17 protein-coding genes, 1 other RNA gene and 2 pseudogenes are annotated in these 18,661 nt (G+C 66.0%); 5 read left to right on the top strand and 15 right to left on the bottom strand.

Features of this window, described 5'->3' with window-relative positions; all coding sequences use genetic code 11:
• Positions 1-63 precede the first annotated feature (63 nt).
• Positions 64-1,215, top strand: coding sequence for an anhydro-N-acetylmuramic acid kinase (locus LIG30_RS01845; protein WP_038709159.1), 1,152 nt, complete (start codon positions 64-66; stop codon positions 1,213-1,215).
• 92 nt (positions 1,216-1,307) lie between these two features.
• Here LIG30_RS01845 and erpA read toward each other — a convergent pair whose 3' ends face one another.
• From erpA to rplM, 3 genes are all read right to left on the bottom strand, one after another.
• Entirely contained in the window at positions 1,308-1,676 is a 369-nt protein-coding gene (gene erpA, locus LIG30_RS01840) for an iron-sulfur cluster insertion protein ErpA (protein ID WP_038709158.1), read from the bottom strand.
• A 194-nt stretch (positions 1,677-1,870) separates the two neighbouring features.
• The gene (gene rpsI, locus LIG30_RS01835) at positions 1,871-2,263 is read right to left on the bottom strand and encodes a 30S ribosomal protein S9 (protein ID WP_038709157.1); all 393 of its coding nucleotides are present in this window, start codon (positions 2,261-2,263) and stop codon (positions 1,871-1,873) included.
• A gap of 11 nt (positions 2,264-2,274) precedes the next feature.
• Positions 2,275-2,703, bottom strand: a complete 429-nt coding sequence (gene rplM, locus LIG30_RS01830) for a 50S ribosomal protein L13 (protein ID WP_004522094.1) — start codon at positions 2,701-2,703, stop codon at positions 2,275-2,277.
• A 594-nt stretch (positions 2,704-3,297) separates the two neighbouring features.
• Between rplM and LIG30_RS01825 the strand changes: the two genes are divergently transcribed.
• A complete protein-coding gene (locus tag LIG30_RS01825; protein ID WP_083493849.1) occupies positions 3,298-3,762 on the top strand; it encodes an OsmC family protein in 465 nt (154 codons plus the stop codon).
• Positions 3,763-3,821: 59 nt separating this feature from the next.
• Here LIG30_RS01825 and rnpB read toward each other — a convergent pair.
• The 3 genes and pseudogenes from rnpB to pyrC all read right to left on the bottom strand — a co-directional run bounded on the left by rnpB (position 3,822) and on the right by pyrC (position 5,528).
• Positions 3,822-4,236: RNase P RNA component class A (rnpB, locus tag LIG30_RS01950), an RNA gene on the bottom strand.
• Between the two features lie 47 nt (positions 4,237-4,283).
• A pseudogene (locus tag LIG30_RS25875) lies at positions 4,284-4,394 on the bottom strand (DUF3025 domain-containing protein); the annotation flags it as partial.
• Between the two features lie 69 nt (positions 4,395-4,463).
• Positions 4,464-5,528: a dihydroorotase gene (gene pyrC / locus LIG30_RS01820; RefSeq protein ID WP_038709154.1), complete on the bottom strand. Its 1,065-nt coding sequence runs from the start codon at positions 5,526-5,528 to the stop codon at positions 4,464-4,466.
• Between the two features lie 223 nt (positions 5,529-5,751).
• On the opposite strand from pyrC, the gene LIG30_RS01815 reads away from it, so the two are divergent.
• Positions 5,752-6,654, top strand: coding sequence for a class II glutamine amidotransferase (locus LIG30_RS01815; protein ID WP_038709152.1), 903 nt, complete (start codon positions 5,752-5,754; stop codon positions 6,652-6,654).
• A gap of 93 nt (positions 6,655-6,747) precedes the next feature.
• On the opposite strand, the gene LIG30_RS01810 is transcribed toward LIG30_RS01815, so the two are convergent.
• The 6 genes from LIG30_RS01810 to LIG30_RS01785 all read right to left on the bottom strand — a co-directional run bounded on the left by LIG30_RS01810 (position 6,748) and on the right by LIG30_RS01785 (position 12,539).
• Positions 6,748-7,473: an amino acid ABC transporter ATP-binding protein gene (locus tag LIG30_RS01810; RefSeq protein ID WP_038709151.1), complete on the bottom strand. Its 726-nt coding sequence runs from the start codon at positions 7,471-7,473 to the stop codon at positions 6,748-6,750.
• Entirely contained in the window at positions 7,470-8,147 is a 678-nt protein-coding gene (gene gltK / locus LIG30_RS01805) for a glutamate/aspartate ABC transporter permease GltK (RefSeq protein WP_038709150.1), read from the bottom strand. Before gltK ends, LIG30_RS01810 begins: the two co-directional genes overlap by 4 nt.
• Positions 8,147-8,887, bottom strand: coding sequence for an amino acid ABC transporter permease (locus LIG30_RS01800; RefSeq protein WP_038709148.1), 741 nt, complete (start codon positions 8,885-8,887; stop codon positions 8,147-8,149). Before LIG30_RS01800 ends, gltK begins: the two co-directional genes overlap by 1 nt.
• A gap of 85 nt (positions 8,888-8,972) precedes the next feature.
• A complete protein-coding gene (locus LIG30_RS01795) occupies positions 8,973-9,866 on the bottom strand; it encodes a glutamate/aspartate ABC transporter substrate-binding protein (RefSeq protein ID WP_038709205.1) in 894 nt (297 codons plus the stop codon).
• 215 nt (positions 9,867-10,081) lie between these two features.
• Complete coding sequence (locus LIG30_RS01790; RefSeq protein WP_038709147.1) at positions 10,082-11,383, bottom strand: Glu/Leu/Phe/Val family dehydrogenase; 1,302 nt, start codon at positions 11,381-11,383, stop codon at positions 10,082-10,084.
• Between the two features lie 205 nt (positions 11,384-11,588).
• Positions 11,589-12,539, bottom strand: a complete 951-nt coding sequence (locus LIG30_RS01785) for a LysR family transcriptional regulator (protein ID WP_038709145.1) — start codon at positions 12,537-12,539, stop codon at positions 11,589-11,591.
• A 265-nt stretch (positions 12,540-12,804) separates the two neighbouring features.
• Here LIG30_RS01785 and purB point away from each other — a divergent pair, with 265 nt between their 5' ends.
• Complete coding sequence (gene purB, locus LIG30_RS01780) at positions 12,805-14,193, top strand: adenylosuccinate lyase (protein WP_038709142.1); 1,389 nt, start codon at positions 12,805-12,807, stop codon at positions 14,191-14,193.
• A 126-nt stretch (positions 14,194-14,319) separates the two neighbouring features.
• Here the strand turns inward: purB and LIG30_RS01775 are convergent, their stop codons facing one another.
• Positions 14,320-15,732 carry an NAD(P)/FAD-dependent oxidoreductase gene (locus tag LIG30_RS01775; RefSeq protein ID WP_038709140.1) on the bottom strand — a complete coding sequence of 471 codons (1,413 nt, stop codon included), beginning with the start codon at positions 15,730-15,732 and terminating at the stop codon, positions 14,320-14,322.
• Positions 15,733-16,018: 286 nt separating this feature from the next.
• Between LIG30_RS01775 and LIG30_RS24815 the strand changes: the two are divergent.
• A pseudogene (locus LIG30_RS24815) lies at positions 16,019-16,654 on the top strand (TetR/AcrR family transcriptional regulator); the annotation flags it as partial.
• Between the two features lie 81 nt (positions 16,655-16,735).
• On the opposite strand, the gene LIG30_RS01765 reads toward LIG30_RS24815, so the two are convergent.
• Positions 16,736-17,239, bottom strand: a complete 504-nt coding sequence (locus LIG30_RS01765; RefSeq protein ID WP_038709136.1) for a gluconokinase — start codon at positions 17,237-17,239, stop codon at positions 16,736-16,738.
• 13 nt (positions 17,240-17,252) lie between these two features.
• Positions 17,253-18,614, bottom strand: a complete 1,362-nt coding sequence (locus tag LIG30_RS01760) for a GntT/GntP/DsdX family permease (protein ID WP_038709134.1) — start codon at positions 18,612-18,614, stop codon at positions 17,253-17,255.
• Positions 18,615-18,661: the final 47 nt, after the last annotated feature.

Below are 18,661 nucleotides of genomic sequence, written 5' to 3'. Positions count from 1 at the left end.
GCGGATAATCGAACGCAACGCGCGCGGCATCGGCCCGCGCCGCACGATTCAGGGAGTCATCACGTGCCGCATCAACGTCCGCCCTCGGGCCATTCCGCCGACGGCGTCTATTTCGGACTCATGTCGGGCACGAGCATGGACGGCGTCGACGGCATCGCCGTGCGCTTCGAGACCGGCCACGCGCCGCGCGTGCTCGCCGAGGCGTTCGTCGGGTTCGCGCAGCCGCTGCGCGACGCGCTGTTCGGCCTGCAGCACGCGGGCAGCGACGAAATCGAGCGCGAGGCGCTCGCCGCCAACGCGCTCGCGGCGCGCTATGCGGCATGCTGCCACGAGCTGCAGCGCGCGGCGGGCCTCGCGCCCGAGCAGGTGCGCGCGATCGGCGTGCACGGGCAAACGGTGCGCCATCAGCCCGAGCGCGGCTATACGCGGCAGATCAACAACCCGGCGCTGCTCGCCGAACTGACGCAGATCGACGTGATCGCCGATTTCCGCAGCCGCGACGTCGCCGCGGGCGGCCAGGGCGCGCCGCTCGTGCCGGCGTTCCACGCGACCGTGTTCGGCGCGCCGGACGAAACGCGCGTCGTCTGCAATCTCGGCGGCATCAGCAACATCACGATCCTGCCCCGCACCGGCGGCGACGGCGTGCGCGGCTTCGACTGCGGGCCGGCGAACGCGCTGATCGACGCGTGGGCGAGCCGTCACCTCGGCACCGCCTATGACGACGGCGGCCGGTTCGCGGCGCGCGGGAGCGTCCATGCGCCGCTGCTCGACACGCTGCTCGACGAGTCGTACTTCGCCGCGCCGCCGCCGAAAAGCACCGGGCGCGACCTGTTCAACCCGGCATGGCTCGACGCGAAGCTGGCTGCGTTCGCGCAGCTGGCCCCGGAGGACGTGCAGGCGACACTGACCGCGCTCACCGCGGTGTCGATCGCCCGGGAAATCGCGCTGCATGCGCCGGACTGCACGGCGGTGTACGCATGCGGCGGCGGCGCCCGCAACCCGGTGCTGCTCGATGCGCTCGCGAACGCGCTGCGGGATCGCGGCGTGCGCGCGCCGGTGGCCACCACGGCCGCGCTCGGCGTGCCGCCGCACCAGGTCGAGGCGCTGGCGTTCGCGTGGCTCGCGTACCGCTTCGCGGCGCGCGAGCCGGGCAACCTGTCGGCCGTTACCGGCGCGGCGGGCGGCCGTGTGCTCGGCGCGCTCTACCCGCGCTGAAACGCACATCGCAACGCGCCGCGCGGGCATAAAAAAACGGGGCAAGAAGCCCCGTTTCTCTTCGATCGGCCGAATGCGGCCGGTCTGACCGCTTAAACCGAGAACGACGAACCGCACCCGCAGGTGGTCGTGGCGTTCGGGTTCTTGATCACGAACTGCGCGCCATTCAGATCGTCCTTGTAGTCGATCTCGGCGCCGATCAGGTACTGATAGCTCATCGAGTCGATCAGCAGCTGGACGCCGTTCTTGTTCATCACGGTGTCGTCCTCGTTGACTTCCTCGTCGAACGTGAAGCCATACTGGAAGCCCGAGCAGCCGCCGCCCTGCACGAACACGCGCAGCTTCAGGTCGGGGTTGCCTTCTTCGTCGATCAGTTGCTTGACCTTGTCGGCTGCCGCGTCGGTGAAGACGAACGGTGCCGGCATCTCGGTCGTTGCTGCGGTTTCGGTAACAGCGTTCATGCGAACTCTCCAATAAGCCATTAGCCGCTATTGTAGGGCCGATCTCAAGATCGTGCCGAAGTCCATGAAATCAACAGGTTTTTGTCGATTGCATCAAACGGGGGCCCGGCCGGGCAAAAAAAAACCGCCAGCGCGAAAGCTGGCGGTTTTTTCCGGTGGGCACCACGCGGACGCGGCGCACGACCGTGAAGCGATTAACGCTTCGAGAACTGCTTGGCGCGGCGTGCCTTGCGCAGACCGACCTTCTTACGCTCGACTTCACGGGCATCGCGCGTGACGAAGCCTGCGCTCGACAGCGTCGGCTTCAGCGCCGCGTCGTAGTCGATCAGCGCGCGGGTGATGCCGTGGCGCACTGCGCCGGCCTGACCCGTTTCGCCGCCGCCCGACACGTTCACCTTGATGTCGAACGTCTGCGCGTGGTTCGTGAGTTCCAGCGGCTGACGCACGATCATCAGCGACGTTTCGCGCGAGAAGTAGTCCGAGATGGGCTTGCCGTTGACGATGATGTCGCCCTTGCCCGCCTTGATGAAGACACGAGCGACTGCGCTCTTGCGGCGGCCCGTACCGTAATTCCAGTTACCGATCATGTGGGCTCCCCTTAGATCTCGAGCGCCTTCGGCTGTTGAGCCGAATGCGGATGCGTCGCTTCTGCGTAGACCTTCAGCTTCTTGATCATCGCGTAGCCGAGCGGACCCTTCGGCAGCATGCCCTTGACCGCCTTCTCGAGCGCGCGGCCCGGGAAGCGTTCCTGCATCTTGCCGAACGTCGTTTCATAGATGCCGCCCGGGTAGCCCGAGTGACGGTAGTACTTCTTGTCCAGCGTCTTGTTGCCCGTGACCTTCAACTTGCTCGCGTTGATGACGATGATGAAATCACCGGTGTCGACGTGCGGGGTGAACTCAGGCTTGTGCTTGCCGCGCAGACGGCGTGCCACTTCGCTGGCGACACGGCCGAGAACCTTATCCGTCGCGTCAATCACGTACCATTCGCGCGTCACCTCATGGGCTTTTGCGGAAAACGTCTTCATGATCGATCCAAAAAAATTGCTGTGCCCGATGTTCTTTCCTGCTTGGATATGTGCGCTTCAAGGCGCGGTGCAGGCTCTCCCTGTTCTTTTTCCGTGGGCATGAATGCGGAAAACCCTGAATTATAGAGGAAATGGCACGCGCGGGTCAAAGAGATTGAGATACCGGCGCGCAGCGCGCGTCCGGCGGCCGCGCGACACGCGCGGATATTTGCATCAGACGAAAAAAAGCCCGAACGCAACGTTCGGGCTTAATCCACCATAGGAGGAGGTGGAGGAGACATTCGGGAGGTGCCGCAGCGCGGCAACCAATGGACTGCATTATACGAACGCGGTACGGGCAACACAAGAAAATCTACATTACGAAATTTCACATCATAATGCGAAATCAAGAGAGGCGTGCCCGCCGGATGAATTTCACGATGTAAATCAATTGCTTAGCAACAAACGCGTCATTTCGCCACCGCGCCCGTCTAGAGCAAAACCCCTAAAAAATGAAAGGACATCGCCGGTTTTCGGCCGGCGGCGGCGCGCGTCATGGCGCCCGGCGTTCACGGTCCTGCATCGCAGCAGCCGGCTGTTACGCCACGGGCTACAATGCCGTTTGACAATCGAATCAGGCAACGCTGGAGCGCAAGCATGGAATGCAAAGTAAGCTGGTTGGGCCATGACGGCATGGCGTTTTCCGCCCAGACCGGGAGCGGCCACCTCGTCGCGATGGACGGCGCACCGGAAGGCGGCGGCCATAATCTCGCGCCCCGGCCGATGGAGATGGTGCTGGTCGGCACCGGCGGCTGCACCGCGTACGACGTCGTGCTGATCCTGAAGAAGAGCCGCCAGGAAGTCACCGGCTGCTCGGTCACGCTGAAGGCCGAGCGCGCAAGCGAAGATCCGAAGGTCTTCACGAAGGTCCACTTCCACTTCACGGTCACGGGCCACAACCTGAACCCGGCCACCGTGGAGCGCGCGATCAACCTGTCGCATGACAAGTACTGCTCGGCGTCGATCATGATCGCGAAGACGGCCGAACTCACCCACTCGTTCGACATCGTCGCAGTCTGACGCGCACAAAAAAACAGGGCCGGCATCCCTGGCGGGATGCCGGCCCTGTCGCATTCGAACGGCAAAGCAGGCCGATAAGCCGGATTCTGTGCGCGCCGCGCGTCCGAAGACGCGTGGCGCGTGGCAGCCATTCCTCTAGGCGCGCCATTGCTGACGCGCTCAAGCTTCCTACCCGCAGACGAGACGGGGGCCCCGTCCTGCATCCGAAGATGCGCGCCTGCCTACTTGGAATTGCTCCGGGTGGAGGTTACCGTGCCGGCGAACGTCGCCGTCGCCGCGGTGCGCTCTTACCGCACCGTTTCACCCTTGCCTGATCCCGGCTTGCGCCGGGCCATCGGCGGTTTGCTTTCTGTTGCCCTGTTCCGCGTGTCGCCACGGATGGCCGTTAGCCATCACCCTGCCCTGTGGAGTCCGGACTTTCCTCGCCCCCGCCCGCCCGAAGGCCGGCAGGGCCGCGACTGCCTGGCCTGCTTTGCGGTGCGAATTCTAACACTGCGCGCGGTCCCTGACAGCCGCGACGTGCGACGCCCGCGCCGGAACACCGCGGGATCGTCGTAAAACGCCGGATCGGCATTGTCCGCGCACCAGCCCGGCACGCCCAGCACCGGCAGCGGCGCGAAGTCGCGGCGCGCGCCAGTCGATCCGCACCAACGCCGCCGCGGCATCGGCCGGATGCCCGGCCGTGCGCGACGGCGCGACACTCACGCGAGCTTCCAGCCGATCGGCTCGCCTGCACGCAGCGGCACGACCGGCGTGTCGCCCGCGAGGATCTCGAGCGGCAGCTCCCACGACTCGCGGCGCAGCGTCACCGTCTCGGTGCTGCGCGGCAGGCCGTAGAAGTCCGCGCCGTAGAAGCTCGCGAACCCTTCGAGCTTGTCGAGCGCGTCAGCCTTGTCGAACGCCTCCGCATACAGCTCGAGCGCGTGCAGCGCCGTGTAGCAGCCCGCGCAGCCGCATGCCGCTTCCTTCGCGTTGCGCGCGTGCGGCGCGCTGTCGGTGCCGAGGAAGAAGCGCGGATTGCCCGACGTCGCCGCTTCGACGAGCGCGACGCGATGCGTCTCGCGCTTGAGCACCGGCAGGCAGTAGTAATGCGGGCGGATGCCGCCGACGAAGATCGCGTTGCGGTTGTACAGCAGGTGATGCGCGGTGATCGTCGCTCCGATCAGGCCCGGCGCTGCATCGGCGTCGCGCACGTAGTCGGCCGCGTCCTTCGTCGTGATGTGCTCGAACACCACCTTGAGGCCCGGGAAATCGCGGCGCAGCGGCGTCATCACGCGGTCGATGAAGACCTTCTCGCGGTCGAACAGGTCGATCGACGGATCGGTCGCCTCGCCGTGCACGAGCAGCGGCATGCCGGTTTCCTGCATCGTCTCGAGCGTCTTCGCGCATTTCGCGAGATCGGTGACGCCGGCGTCCGAATTGGTCGTCGCGCCCGCCGGGTACAGCTTCACGCCATGCACGAAGCCGCTTTCGCGCGCGCGGCGGATCTCGTCGGGCGGCGTGTTGTCGGTCAGGTAGAGCGTCATCAGCGGCTCGAACGTCATGCCGGCGGGCACCGCGGCGAGAATCCGCTCGCGGTAGGCCTGCGCCTGCGCGGTGGTCGTCACGGGCGGCTTCAGGTTCGGCATGATGATCGCGCGGCCGAACTGGCGCGCGGTATGCGGCAGCACGCCGGCCAGCATCGCGCCGTCGCGCACGTGCAGGTGCCAGTCGTCGGGGCGGGCGAGCGTCAGCGTCGTCAGGGGGGAAGCGTTCGAGGCAGTCATAGGAGGCGTCGTGAGGAGCGCGGGGCAAAGCGAAGCGCCGGATGGCGCGGGCGATGAGCCGGGAAGCGCCGGCGCGGCGCCGACTGACGGCAAACCGCAACACGGGGCCGCCGGCCGGCGGATTCCGCTTTTTGCCGCTCTGGGCTCGGTGATATGCTAGAAGCGCTCATTGTACCGGGTTCGCCCGATTCGTTACCCCGCCTCAGCCAGCCGCCCCAGCAAAATGTGCCAACTCTTCGGAATGAACTGCGCCACGCCGACGGACGTCACGTTCTCGTTCACCGGCTTCGCGGCCCGGGGCGGGATCACCGATCACCATGCCGACGGCTGGGGCATCGCGTTCTTCGAGGACAAGGCCTGCCGCCTGTTCATCGATCACCAGGCATCCGCCACGTCGCCGATCGCCGAGATGGTCAAGCGCTACCCGATCAAGTCGAAGAACACGATCGCGCACATCCGCAAGGCGACACAGGGCCACATCCTGCTCGAGAACAGCCACCCGTTCATGCGGGAGCTGTGGGGGCGGCACTGGATCTTCGCGCATAACGGCGACCTGCAGGATTACGCGCCGGACATGGAAGAGAGCGTCTACCAGCCGGTCGGCACGACCGACAGCGAACAGGCGTTCTGCGTGCTGATGCAGGGGCTGCGCGAGGCGTTCCCCGGCGCACAGCCGCCGCTGCCCGAGCTGTTCGAGCGCGTCGGCGAGCTGACCCGCGGCATCACCGAGCATGGCGTGTTCAATTTCCTGATGTCGAACGGCCAGGCGCTGTTCGCGCACTGCTCGACCCGCCTGCACTATCTCGTGCGCCGCTGGCCGTTTTCCACCGCGCACCTGATCGACGAAGACCTGTCGATCGATTTCGCGAAGTACACGACGCCGGAGGATCGCGTCGCCGTGATCGCGACGCAGCCGCTCACCGACAACGAGGTGTGGACCGCGTTCGAGCCGGGCGAGCTGATCATGTTCCAGTGCGGCGACGTCGCCGCGCGCATGCAGATTCCGGTACCGCCCGCGGTGCTCGAGAAGCTGCGCAACCCGGCGCTCGACGCATCCGCGTCCGCGCCGGCGCGGCCCTTGCCGGCCGTCGAGGCGGACGTCAGCGAGGACGCGTTCGACTTCTGAGCGGGCGGCTCCGCCCCTGTCGAGCCGGGCAGCCGAAGGCCCTGCGGCGCGGCTCGCGCCGACGCGCGGCAGCGCCGCGCGCTTGCGGCCGGTTCAGTGCAGGATCTTCGCGAGGAAATCCTTCGCGCGCTCCGACTTCGGGTTCGCGAAGAAGTCCTCCTTGGGGTCGTCCTCGACGATCGCGCCCTTGTCCATGAAGATCACGCGATGGGCGACCTTCTTCGCGAAGCCCATCTCGTGCGTCACGCACATCATCGTCATCCCTTCCTGCGCGAGCTCGACCATCACGTCGAGCACCTCGTTGATCATCTCGGGGTCGAGCGCCGAGGTCGGCTCGTCGAACAGCATCGCGATCGGGTCCATCGACAGCGCCCGCGCAATCGCGACACGCTGCTGCTGGCCGCCCGACAGCTGGCCCGGATACTTGTGCGCGTGCGCCTTGAGGCCCACGCGATCGAGCAGCTTCATCCCTTTCTCGGTCGCCTCGTCCTTGCTGCGGCCGAGCACCTTGATCTGTGCGAGCGTCAGGTTCTCGGTGATCGACAGGTGCGGGAACAGCTCGAAGTGCTGGAACACCATCCCGACCTTCGAGCGCAGCTTCGACAGATTGGTCTTCCGGTCGCCGACCGACTGGCCGTTGACGAGGATCTCGCCCTGCTGGAACGGCTCGAGGCCGTTGACCGTCTTGATCAGCGTCGACTTGCCCGAGCCCGACGGGCCGCACACGACGACCACCTCGCCCTTCTTCACTTCGGTCGTGCAGTCGGCGAGAACCTGAAACTGGCCGTACCACTTCGAAACGTTCTTGATGGAAATCATCTTGTGACCTTTTTCTGGAGACCTTTGACGAGGCTCGATGCGATCGTGCAAATCGCGAAATAACACGCGCCCGCGAACAGGATCATCTCGACGCTCGTGCCGTCGCGGTCGCCGATGTTGGCGGCCGTGCGGAAGAAATCCGCGAGGCTGATCACGTAGACGAGCGATGTATCCTGGAACAGCACGATCGCCTGCGTGAGCAGCAACGGCACCATCGCACGAAACGCCTGCGGCAGGATCACGAGGCGCATCGCCTGCGCGTAGTTCATGCCGAGCGCGAACGCGGCGTTCACCTGTCCGCGCGACACCGCCTGGATGCCGGCGCGGATGATCTCCGAATAATACGCGGCTTCGAACAGCGAGAACGCGACCATCGCCGACGCGAGCCGGATGTCGATCGACGGCGACAGCCCGAGCACGCCCTGCAGCACTTGCGGCACGATCAGGAAGAACCACAGCAGCACCATCACGAGCGGGATCGAGCGGAACACCGTCACGTAGACCAGCGCGAACCATTGCAGCGGCTTGACGCCGGACAGCCGCATCAGCGCGAGCAGCGTGCCCCAGACGATCCCGACGACGATCGCGAGCGCCGTGATCTGCAGCGTGATGATCGCGCCGGTCCAGAGCGCCGGCAGCGCGCCGGGGATACTACTCCAGTCGAACTGATGCATCACTTGCCTCCGATGTAGCCGGGCAGCCGGGACCTGCTTTCGACCCAGCGCATGAACGCCATCACGACGAGGTTGATGATCACGTACGCGAGCGTGACGGCGATGAACGACTCGTACGTCTGCGCGGTGTAGTCGACGAGCTGGCGCGCCTGCGCGGACAGGTCGAGCAGGCCGATCGTCGACGCGACCGCCGAGTTCTTGAAGATGTTGAGGAATTCCGACGTCAGCGGCGGCACGATGATCCGGTACGCGACCGGCAGCAGCACGTAGCGATACGTCTGCCACTGCGTGAAACCCATCGCGAGGCCCGCGGCGCGCTGGCCCTTCGGCAACGCGTTGATGCCCGAGCGCACCTGCTCGCACACGCGCGCGCCGGTGAACAGGCCGAGACAGACGATCGACGCGGTGAAGAACTGCGTGCCCGGCGGCAGCTGCTTGATCCAGGTGCCGATCGACGGCGGCAGCAACTCCGGCACGACCAGATACCAGACGAAGAACTGCACGATCAGCGGGATGTTCCGGAACACCGACACGTAGATCGTGCCGATCGCCGAAAGCCATCGGTTCGGCACGGTGCGCAGCACGCCGAACAGCGAACCGACGATCAGCGCGATCACCCAGGCGACGAGCGACACCTCGATCGTCACCCGGAAGCCGGACATCAGCCAGCCGAGATAGGTGGTCGGCTCGCCGGTCGACACGGGGCTCAGCAGGATGCCCCAGTTCCAGTGGTATGACATGGACAAGACTCCAGCAAAAAGAAACGGAAGAAGCGAGGCCTCTTCCGTTCTGTTAGCGTCATCGCTGCATCAACGGACGCCCGGGTCAGTCGAGCGCCTTGTCGTTCGGGTTCGCGTAGAGCTTCTTCATCTCGTCGGACAGCGGGAAAGCCAGGTTCAGGCCCTTCGGCGGAATCGGGTTCTCGAACCACTTCGCGTAGATCTTCGCGGCCTCGCCGGACTTCTCGACCTGCGCGATCGCATCGTCCACGAGCTTCTTGAACGCCGGATCGTCCTTGCGCATCATGCAGCCGTACGCTTCCTCCGACTGCGGCTTGCCGACGATCACCCATTCGCCCGGCTGCTTCGCTTTCGCGCGCTCGCCCGCGAGCAGCGCATCGTCCATCATGAACGCGACCGCACGACCCGTCTCCAGCGTCTGGAACGCTTCGCCGTGGTCCTTCGCGCTGATGACGGTCATGCCCATCTGCTTCTCGTTGTTCATCGCGCGCAGCAGGCGCTCGGACGTCGTGCCCGCCGTCGTCACGACGGTCTTGCCCTTCAGGTCCGCGAAATCCTTGATGCCGGAATCCTTCTTCGTCATCAGGCGCGTGCCGATCACGAAGATCGTGTTCGAGAATGCCGCCTGCTTCTGGCGGTCGAGATTGTTGGTCGTCGAGCCGCACTCGATGTCGACCGTGCCGTTCTGCACGAGCGGGATGCGGTTCTGCGAGGTGATGGGGATGTTACGCACCTGAAGATTCGGCAGGTTGAGCTTCTTCTTCACCGCGTCGACGACTTTCATCTGAAAATCGCGGGAATAGCCGACGACCTGCTGCTTTTCGTCATAGTAGGAAAACGGGATCGACGATTCGCGGTGGCCCAGCGAGATCATCCCGGCGTCCTTGATTTTCTTCAGCGTGCCGGTTTCCTGCGCGTGCACGCCGCCTGCGAATGCGCACAGCGCCGCTGCCGTCAGGACTGCTTGGTGGAATTTCATGTTGTTCGTCTCCTTGGCGAAACCCACACCAGTGTAGGAGGCGATATTTCTGAAAGAAATAGTTGTTTACCGCATCACGGGCCGCCGCATGCGGAGCCGTCCTCCCGGCTTCGCACGCCCGAATGCGCGCGCGGGCGGCACCGTTTCCGGCGCCGCCCGCGAGGCTCATGCACGCAACCGGATGGATTGCGTCATGGTTCGATCATGGCGCCCGATCAGGGATACAGACCGCGCATTTCGCGCGCCATCAGGATGCGCTTGCACGCAACGATGAACGCGGCGGTACGCACCGACACCTTGTGCTCTTCCGCGACCGCCCACACGCCGGAGAACGCTTCGCGCATCACGCGCTCGAGACGGTGGTTGATCTCGTCTTCCGTCCAGAAGAAGCTCGAGAAGTCCTGCACCCACTCGAAGTACGACACGGTCACGCCGCCCGCGTTCGCGATCACGTCCGGGATCACGAGCACGCCGTTCTCGCTCAGGATGTCGTCCGCCGCGGTCGTCGTCGGGCCGTTCGCGCCTTCGACGATGATCTTCGTACGAATCTTCGACGCGTTCTTCTCGGTGATCTGGTTTTCCAGCGCGGCCGGAATCAGGATGTCGGTCTCGACCGTCCAGAATTCGTCGTTCGGCATCGGCTCGCTGCCCGCGAAGCCGGCCACGCCGCCCGTCTGCGCGACGTGGTCGAGCAGCTTCGACGCGTCGAAGCCTGACGGCTTGTAGATCGTGCCGGTGTGATCCTGCACCGCGATCACCTTCGCGCCCGCCTCCTGGAACAGCTTCGCCGCGATGCCGCCGACGTTGCCGAAGCCCTGCACCGCGATGCGCGCGCCCTGGATCTCCAGGCCCTTCTTCTTCGCCGCCTCGCAGCCGACGACGAACACGCCGCGGCCCGTCGCTTCCTTGCGGCCCAGCGAACCGCCGAGCGCGATCGGCTTGCCGGTCACGACGCCGGTCGACGTCTGGCCCTGGTTCATCGAGTACGTGTCCATCATCCACGCCATCACCTGTTCGTTGGTGTTGACGTCCGGCGCCGGAATGTCGGTGTTCGGCCCGATGATGATGCCGATTTCGCTGGTGTAGCGGCGCGTCATGCGCTCGAGCTCACCACGCGACAGCTTGCGCGGGTCGACACGGATACCGCCCTTCGCGCCGCCGTACGGCACGTTCACCGCCGCGTTCTTCACCGACATCCACGCGGACAGCGCCATCACTTCCGACAGCGTGACGTCCTGGTGGTAGCGCACGCCGCCCTTGCCCGGGCCGCGCGACACGTTGTGCTGCACGCGATAGCCTTCGAAGTGCGCGACGGTGCCGTTGTCGAGTTCGATCGGCACATCGACGATCAGGATGCGCTTCGGACGCTTCAGCGTTTCGAGCCAGCGCGACAGCGAGCCGAGGTACGGCGCGACGCGATCGACTTGCTGAAGGTAGTTGCCCCAAGGGCCGAGATCGTCAGCGTGCAGGTACGAAGGGATCGACTGGACGGACGGGGACTGCATTTGCGAAGACATGAATTCTCCAACGGTCAACGAATGCGCACATTGTCGAAAAAGCCGTTTTTTAAATCCAATGCCGTTTGCTTATTCGATTATGCGTTTCGTGCATGATCGGGCTTCTGCACGAAAAACCGTGGAATCCGCTCGGCAACGACCGCAATCGGCCGGGCATTGTGCGCCGGAAAATCGCGCGGGCGCCGGTTTGCTCCGATCGCAGCCGCTAGCCCGCGTCGCGCAGCTCGTCGCGCACCGCGTCCCACAGCGTGCGCACCAGCTGTTGTCGCGGCTCCTTGCCCTGCAACGCGACCTTGTCGCAGTACAGCCGGATGTCCATCGTCAGCGTGAACGGATGCACGCCGCCGCGTGCCACGCGGTCGAGCCGGATCAGGCGGCCGCCCGCGACCGCGTCCTCGGCCGCGCTGTGCGGCAGGAACGCGATGCCGTGCCCCGCCAGCGCCATCGCCTTCAGGCCTTCGGCCATGTCGGTCTCGTACACCTTGTCGAGGAACAGCGGCATCGGCGCATTCGCGATGATCACCTCGGTCATGCGGCCGAGATACGCGTTCGGCGTATACGACAGGTACGGGACGCGGGCGTCGGCCGTGCCCGGCAGCGTGTAGCGCGGCCGTCCCGCGCGCGCGGGAACGGAGAACGGGCTGATCGGCTCGGTGCCGAGCGTCAGCATGTCGTAACGGGCCGGATCGAGCGCGACCGGGTGGCTCGGATGGTGATAGCCCATCACGAGGTCGCAGCCGCCCTCGACGAGCGACAGCACCGCGTCGTGCACGTTCAGCGCGCGCAGCCGCGTATGCACCCGCCCCATCTTGGCCTCGATCCGCTGCAGCCAGCGGGGGAAATAGGTGAGCGACAGCGTGTGCGGCACCGCGAACTCGATGGTCGGCACCGGCGCGCCGACATGGCCCCGCAGCAGCGTGCGCGCCTCGTGCGCCTGCGACAGCATCGCGAGCGCCTGCTCGTAGAAGATCTGCCCCGCCTGGGTGAGCCGGGTCGGATACACGGAACGATCGATCAGTTCGGTCGCGAGCCACGCCTCGAGCGCCTGGATGCGCCGCGAGAACGCCGGCTGCGACACGTGCCGCAATTCGGCGGACCGGCTAAAGCTGCGCGTCTCCGCGAGCGAGACGAAGTCTTCGAGCCATTTCAGTTCCATGCGGGCATGGCGCGGCGAGCGCCGGTCGGGTAGAAGCCCGCATTTTACCGGCGCGCACGCGCCGCGCGTTGCGCCGCACGGCCGTGCATAGGTCGTGCATAGGCCGCACGCAGGCCGCGCTTCGGCGCCGCGCGCCGTGCCGGCGGCATCCGCCCGGCGCTCGCCCGCTCCCGAAACGCGCGTGCCGGGGGGCCGCCGCGCGCCGATGGTAAAATCCCGGGTTCTCCCCTTTCACGCTCGACCCGGCCCCAAGGCCCGCCCGATCATGTCCGACACTCGTCCCGATACGCTTTTCGCCCTCACCGCGCTCTCGCCGCTCGACGGCCGCTACGCCAGCAAGACCGAGGCCCTGCGCGACTGGCTCTCCGAAGCCGCCTTCATGCGCCACCGCGTCACCGTCGAGGTGCACTGGCTGATCGCGCTGTCGCGCGCCGGCTTCGCCGAAGTGCCGCGCTTCTCCGACGCCGCCGAGCAGTTCCTGCTGCAGCTCGTCGAGCGCTTCACCGCGCATGACGCCGCGCGCATCAAGGAAATCGAACGCGTCACGAACCACGACGTGAAGGCCGTCGAATACTGGCTGAAGGAGTCGGTGAAGGGCCAGGCCGAGCTCGAGAAGGCAAGCGAGTTCATCCACTTCGCGTGCACGTCGGAAGACATCAACAACACGTCGCACGGCATGATGCTCGCCGGCGCGCGCGAGCACGTGGTCCTGCCCGCGCTGCGCACCGTTCACCAGCGCCTCGTCTCGCTGTCGCACGCGCTCGCCGAGCAGCCGATGCTGTCGCGCACGCATGGCCAGCCGGCCAGCCCGACGACGCTCGGCAAGGAACTCGCGAACGTCGCCGCCCGCCTCGCCCGCGCGATCGCGCGCATCGAGAAGGTCGAGATCCTCGGCAAGATGAACGGCGCGGTCGGCAACTTCAACGCGCACCTGTCCGCGTATCCGGAATTCGACTGGGAAGCGTTCTCGCGCGACGTGATCGAGAACCGCCTGAAGCTCACCTTCAACCCGTACACGATCCAGATCGAGCCGCACGACTACATGGCCGAGCTGTTCGACGCGGTCGCGCGCGCGAACACGATCCTGCTCGACCTCGACCGCGACGTCTGGGGCTACATCTCGGTCGGCTACTTCAAGCAGCGGACGAAGGCCGGCGAAATCGGCTCGTCGACGATGCCGCACAAGGTCAACCCGATCGACTTCGAAAACTCGGAAGGCAACCTCGGCCTCGCGAACGCGACGCTGCGCCACCTCGCCGACAAGCTGCCGGTGTCGCGCTGGCAGCGCGACCTCACCGACTCGACGGTGCTGCGCAACATGGGCGTCGCGCTCGGCTATTCGCTGCTTGCGTACGACGCGCTGATCCGCGGCCTCGACAAGCTCGAAGTGAATCCGCAGCGCCTGCACGACGATCTCGACAACTGCTGGGAAGTGCTCGCCGAGCCGGTCCAGACGGTGATGCGCCGCTACGGCATCGAGAACCCGTACGAACAGCTGAAGGAACTGACGCGCGGCAAGGGCATCACGCGCGACGCGCTGCAGCAGTTCATCGGCACGCTCGCGATCCCGCAGGACGCGAAGGACCGCCTGCTCGCGATGACGCCGGCGTCGTACATCGGCAAGGCCGTCGAACTGGCGAAGCGGATCGCGTAACGCGGCCCGCGGCGCCTCGCGCGGCGGCCGGCCGAATGCCGGTCTGCCGCGCAATGCAGAACGCCCGATGCGGACCTCCGCATCGGGCGTTGTCGTTTGGGCCGGCGCTCTCGCACCGGTCGATCGTCAGAACGAGATCATCTTGCCCGGATTGATCGCGCTCATCACGCTCATCGCCGCCTTCGCGGCCGGAATCGCGATCGGCGACAGCTGGCGGCCGAGCGGAATCTCGCGATGGTCGATGCCGGTCAGCATCGAGAAATCGTCGTTGCGCCCGATGAAATCGTCGCAGATCGCCTTGCCGATCCGCACCGTCTGCGCAACGCCGTGGCCGCTCCAGCCCTGCACCATGTACACCGGCACGTTGCCCTCGGTCTTGCGGCTGTCGGTCGCGCCGTTCAGCGTGAAGTCGCTGACGCCGCTCCAGCAGTAATCCAGCGCGAACTGGCCGTACTTCGGGAACACCGTGTTCAGGCGGTCGAGCAGATACGCGTTGACGTCGGGCCGCGCCCAGCAGGTGCCGGTGCCCTGCCCGCCGAACAGCAGGCGGTTGCCGCGCACCGGACGGTAGTAGTCGATCTGGAACTGCGTGTCGTAGACCGGCATGCCGGCCGGCATCAGCGTCGCGACGTCCTCCGTCAGCGGCGCGGTCACGCTCACGTAGGTGAAGAACGGCACGGTCGTCGCGCCGCCGTCGTCGAGCAGCCTGAAGGTCGCGTTGTGCAGCGCGAGCACGACACCCTTGCGGGCCGTGATCGTGCCGCCCGGCGTCGTCGCGACCACGCCATGCGGCGTTTCCTCGATCTCGAGCACTTCGGTGCCCTCGTACAGTTCGCCGCCGTTCATCCGGAAGCCATGGACGAGGCCGCGCACCAGCGCGAGCGGATGGATCTGGCCGCCCATCGCATCGATCGCGGCGCCGTGATACAGGCCCGATCGTACGTATTCCTGCAGTTGATGCTTGCCGACGAGCGTCACGCTCGGGTCGCCGAGGCTGCGGCGCGCATCCGCGCCATCGAGCAGCGCGCTCGTATGGCCGGGGTGAACCGTCGCGGTGATGTGGCCGCGCTTGCGGTCGAGATCCAGCGCATAGCGCGCGCCGATCGCGTCGATCAGGTCCATCGACTCGGCCGACGCGAAACGCCACAGACGCTTCGCGTCGTCGTGCGACAGGTGCTCGATCATGTCCGCCGCTTCCCAGCGCGCGAGGCCCGGCGTGAGCTGGCCGCCGTTGCGGCCCGACGCCGCGGAGCCGATGTGGTGCTTGTCGACGAGGATCGTGTCGACGCCCGCCTCCGCGAGATGCAGCGCCGCCGATGCGCCGAGCAGGCCGCCGCCGATCACGAGCACGTCGCATGCCGCGTCGCGGGCGAGCGGCGCGCTGTTCTGCCACGGCGTCAGCGATGCCTCGTAGTAGTTCGCCGGACGCTCGCCGTCATAGCGGGACGGATCGCACCAATTCCAGTTGTCTTTCTCGATGTTCAGTTGCGTTTGTTCGAAGCGGGACGCGTCCTGAATCCGGGGTTGGGTCAAAGTCATGTTTGCACTCGCATGGTCTTGGGCCGCCTGTCGATTTGCCGACACGGCATCGCGGGTGGGGCAGCCGGTTCCACTTGGGTGTTCAACGAGAGAGGGGCGCGATGGCCCGTGTTGTCGGCGGACGCGTTCGGCCCGCCTGGTTCCCGGCATGTGCTGACGCACGAAGACAAATGGCCGGGACACCCAATTTCTACACCGCAGAAATAATTCTACAGTGTAGAATACGCTTTCGTCAAGCTTACATACCCGGGCGCCGCCAGGCGGTGCGCCCGACCGAGTGCCATACATGAAGGAAAAACCGGCCCAGGGCCCGCGCGGCCTCGCGAAAGACACCATCGTTGCGGCGGCGCTCGCGCTGCTCGAAGAGGTCGGCGAAACCGCGTTCAGCGTGCGCAAGCTCGCGCAGACGATCGGCTGCGATCCGATGAGCGTCCTCTACCACTTCAAGTCGAAGGAAGGCTTGAGCCGCGCGATGGCGAACGCGCTGTCGCGTTCGCTGACGCGGGTCGACGAAACCCTGCCGTGGCCCACGCGCCTGCGCGAACTGGCGCGCCAGTACCGCATGCTCGCGCTCGCGCATCCGAATGCGTTCGGCCTGCTGCAACGCTACGTCAGCACCGGGCCGGCCGATCTCGAGCACGTCGAGACCGTGCATCGCGCGCTGCTCGACGCCGGCATCGCGCGCACCATGCTGCCGTGCGTGTGCGTCGGCTGGTACGCGAGCGTGATCGGCCTCGCGGCCGCGGAAGTCGGCGGGCTGACACGGCCGGCGAACGAGGTCGAGCTGGCCGAGATGGAGGCGCTGTCCGAGGCCGGGCATCCGCTCGTGCGAGCCGCGGCGCCGCTCTACGGGCAGCTCGATCCGGCGGCCGTCCACGACACGATGCTGGACATCCTGCTCGACGGCATCGCGCACCAGGCCGCGCAGCCCGCCCGCCGGCGCAACAATGAACAAGGGCGCCCGATCGGGCGCCCCTGGCCGGTCGATGGCGGCAAGCCGCGCTCAGCGCCGCGGCGCGGCGCCGATCGTCTGCACCACCCGATCGACGATCTGCTCCGGCGTCAATTCGATGCTGACTTCGATCGCCTCGTCCGGGCCCGGCGCCTCGAGCGTGTCGAGCTGGCTCTGCAGCAGCGACGGATCGAAGAAATGGCCGGTGCGGGTCTTCAGGCGTTCGTGCAGCACCTCGAACGAACCCTTCAGGTACACGAATCGCACGTCGGTGTCGTTGCCGCGCAGGACGTCGCGGTACGCGCGCTTGAGCGACGAGCACGTAAACACCGCCGTCTCGCCCGCGCGCCGCTTCTCCTCGATGGCCGCGCGGATCGCATTCAGCCACGGCCAGCGATCTTCGTCGGTCAGCGGAATGCCGCGATGCATCTTGTCCTTGTTGGCGGCGCTGTGAAACGCATCGCCGTCGGTATAGGTGCACGACAGGCGCTCCGCCAGCATCTCGCCGATCCGCGACTTGCCCGCGCCCGACACGCCCATTGCGATCAGAATCATTGACTACCCCTTGTTACAGAACCACGCTCAGCAGCAACGTAAACGTCAGGCCGAGCAGCGAGATGATCGTTTCGAGCAACGTCCACGTCTTGAACGTCTGACCGACCGTCATCCCGAAATATTCCTTGATCAGCCAGAAGCCGCCGTCGTTGACGTGCGAGAAGATCAGCGAACCCGACCCCGTCGCGAGCACCAGCAGCTCCGGCTTGACCGCCGCGCCCGACGCCGCCGCGATCGGTGCGACGATGCCGCATGCCGTCGTCATCGCGACCGTCGCCGAGCCCGTCGCGAGGCGGATCAGCGCCGCGACGAACCAGCCGAGCAGCAGCGGGGACAGATGCGCATGCGTGGCCGTATGCACGATCTGCTGCGAGATGCCGCTGTCACGCAGGATACCGCCGAAGCCGCCGCCCGCGCCGACGATCAGCGTAATCCCCGCGATCGGCGCCAGGCATTCGCCGCAGAACTTCTGGATCTGGTCGCGATTGAAGCCTTGCAGCTTGCCGAACGTGAAGAAGCTCACCAGCACGGCGATCAGCAGCGCGACGTCCGAGTTGCCTGCGAAACGCAGCAGGTTGTTCGCCAGCGTCTTCGGCGCGAAGATCAGGTCGGCCCAGCTGCCGACCAGCATCAGCGCCACCGGCAGCAGGATCGTGAACAGCGTGATGCCGAAGCCCGGCAGCGCACGCTTCGCGCCTTCCGTGTGCGACTCGACGAATTGCGCGGCGAGCGGGTTGTTTTCCGGCAGCTTCACGTAGCGGGAGATCACGAGCGCGAACAGCGGGCCCGCGATGATCGCGGTCGGCACGCCGACGATCAGGCCGAACGCGATCGTCTTGCCGATGTCGGCGCCATACTGCTGCACCGCGAGCAGCGCGGCCGGGTGCGGCGGGATCAGGCCGTGCACGACCGACAGGCCCGCCACCATCGGCAGGCCGACGACGAGGAGCGACTTGCCGGTGCGCTTCGCGACGTTGAACGCGATCGGGATCAGCAGCACGAAGCCGACTTCGAAGAACACCGGCAGGCCGACGATGATCGCGACGAACATCATCGCCCAGTGAATGTTCTTCTCGCCGAACCAGTCGATCAGCGTCGTCGCGATGCGCTCCGCGCCGCCCGACTCGGCCATCATCTTGCCGAGCATCGTGCCGAGGCCGACGACGATCGCGATATGGCCGAGCGTGTTGCCGTTACCCGTCTCGAACGACTTGACGATCTTGTCCATCGGCATGCCGACCACGAGGCCGAGACCGAGCGACACGATGATCAGGACCAGAAACGGATAAATCTTGAAGCGCGCGATCATCACGATCAGCGCGACGATCGCGATCACGGTATAGATGAGCAGCATGCTGCCCTGGACGGCCTCCATGTGGCACTCCTCCTTGGGATTATTCGAGACGGGCGGATTGACGACAG

The sequence above is a fragment of the Burkholderia sp. lig30 genome, from assembly GCF_000687455.2.
Classification (GTDB): Bacteria; Pseudomonadota; Gammaproteobacteria; order Burkholderiales; family Burkholderiaceae; genus Burkholderia.
The sequence above is the reverse complement of the archived record's forward strand: the minus strand, read 5'-3'. Positions and strand labels throughout refer to the sequence as shown.

What these genes read in the sequence shown, in the direction of transcription:
- erpA (WP_038709158.1), bottom strand. Translation starts at nt 1,676, where the DNA reads ATGAACGCTGTTACCGAAACCGCAGCAACGACCGAGATGCCGGCACCG.
- rpsI (WP_038709157.1), bottom strand. Translation starts at nt 2,263, where the DNA reads ATGATCGGTAACTGGAATTACGGTACGGGCCGCCGCAAGAGCGCAGTC.
- rplM (WP_004522094.1), bottom strand. Translation starts at nt 2,703, where the DNA reads ATGAAGACGTTTTCCGCAAAAGCCCATGAGGTGACGCGCGAATGGTAC.
- LIG30_RS01825 (WP_083493849.1), top strand. Translation starts at nt 3,298, where the DNA reads ATGCCGTTTGACAATCGAATCAGGCAACGCTGGAGCGCAAGCATGGAA.
- pyrC (WP_038709154.1), bottom strand. Translation starts at nt 5,528, where the DNA reads ATGACTGCCTCGAACGCTTCCCCCCTGACGACGCTGACGCTCGCCCGC.
- LIG30_RS01815 (WP_038709152.1), top strand. Translation starts at nt 5,752, where the DNA reads ATGTGCCAACTCTTCGGAATGAACTGCGCCACGCCGACGGACGTCACG.
- LIG30_RS01810 (WP_038709151.1), bottom strand. Translation starts at nt 7,473, where the DNA reads ATGATTTCCATCAAGAACGTTTCGAAGTGGTACGGCCAGTTTCAGGTT.
- gltK (WP_038709150.1), bottom strand. Translation starts at nt 8,147, where the DNA reads ATGCATCAGTTCGACTGGAGTAGTATCCCCGGCGCGCTGCCGGCGCTC.
- LIG30_RS01800 (WP_038709148.1), bottom strand. Translation starts at nt 8,887, where the DNA reads ATGTCATACCACTGGAACTGGGGCATCCTGCTGAGCCCCGTGTCGACC.
- LIG30_RS01795 (WP_038709205.1), bottom strand. Translation starts at nt 9,866, where the DNA reads ATGAAATTCCACCAAGCAGTCCTGACGGCAGCGGCGCTGTGCGCATTC.
- LIG30_RS01790 (WP_038709147.1), bottom strand. Translation starts at nt 11,383, where the DNA reads ATGTCTTCGCAAATGCAGTCCCCGTCCGTCCAGTCGATCCCTTCGTAC.
- LIG30_RS01785 (WP_038709145.1), bottom strand. Translation starts at nt 12,539, where the DNA reads ATGGAACTGAAATGGCTCGAAGACTTCGTCTCGCTCGCGGAGACGCGC.
- purB (WP_038709142.1), top strand. Translation starts at nt 12,805, where the DNA reads ATGTCCGACACTCGTCCCGATACGCTTTTCGCCCTCACCGCGCTCTCG.
- LIG30_RS01775 (WP_038709140.1), bottom strand. Translation starts at nt 15,732, where the DNA reads ATGACTTTGACCCAACCCCGGATTCAGGACGCGTCCCGCTTCGAACAA.
- LIG30_RS01765 (WP_038709136.1), bottom strand. Translation starts at nt 17,239, where the DNA reads ATGATTCTGATCGCAATGGGCGTGTCGGGCGCGGGCAAGTCGCGGATC.
- LIG30_RS01760 (WP_038709134.1), bottom strand. Translation starts at nt 18,614, where the DNA reads ATGGAGGCCGTCCAGGGCAGCATGCTGCTCATCTATACCGTGATCGCG.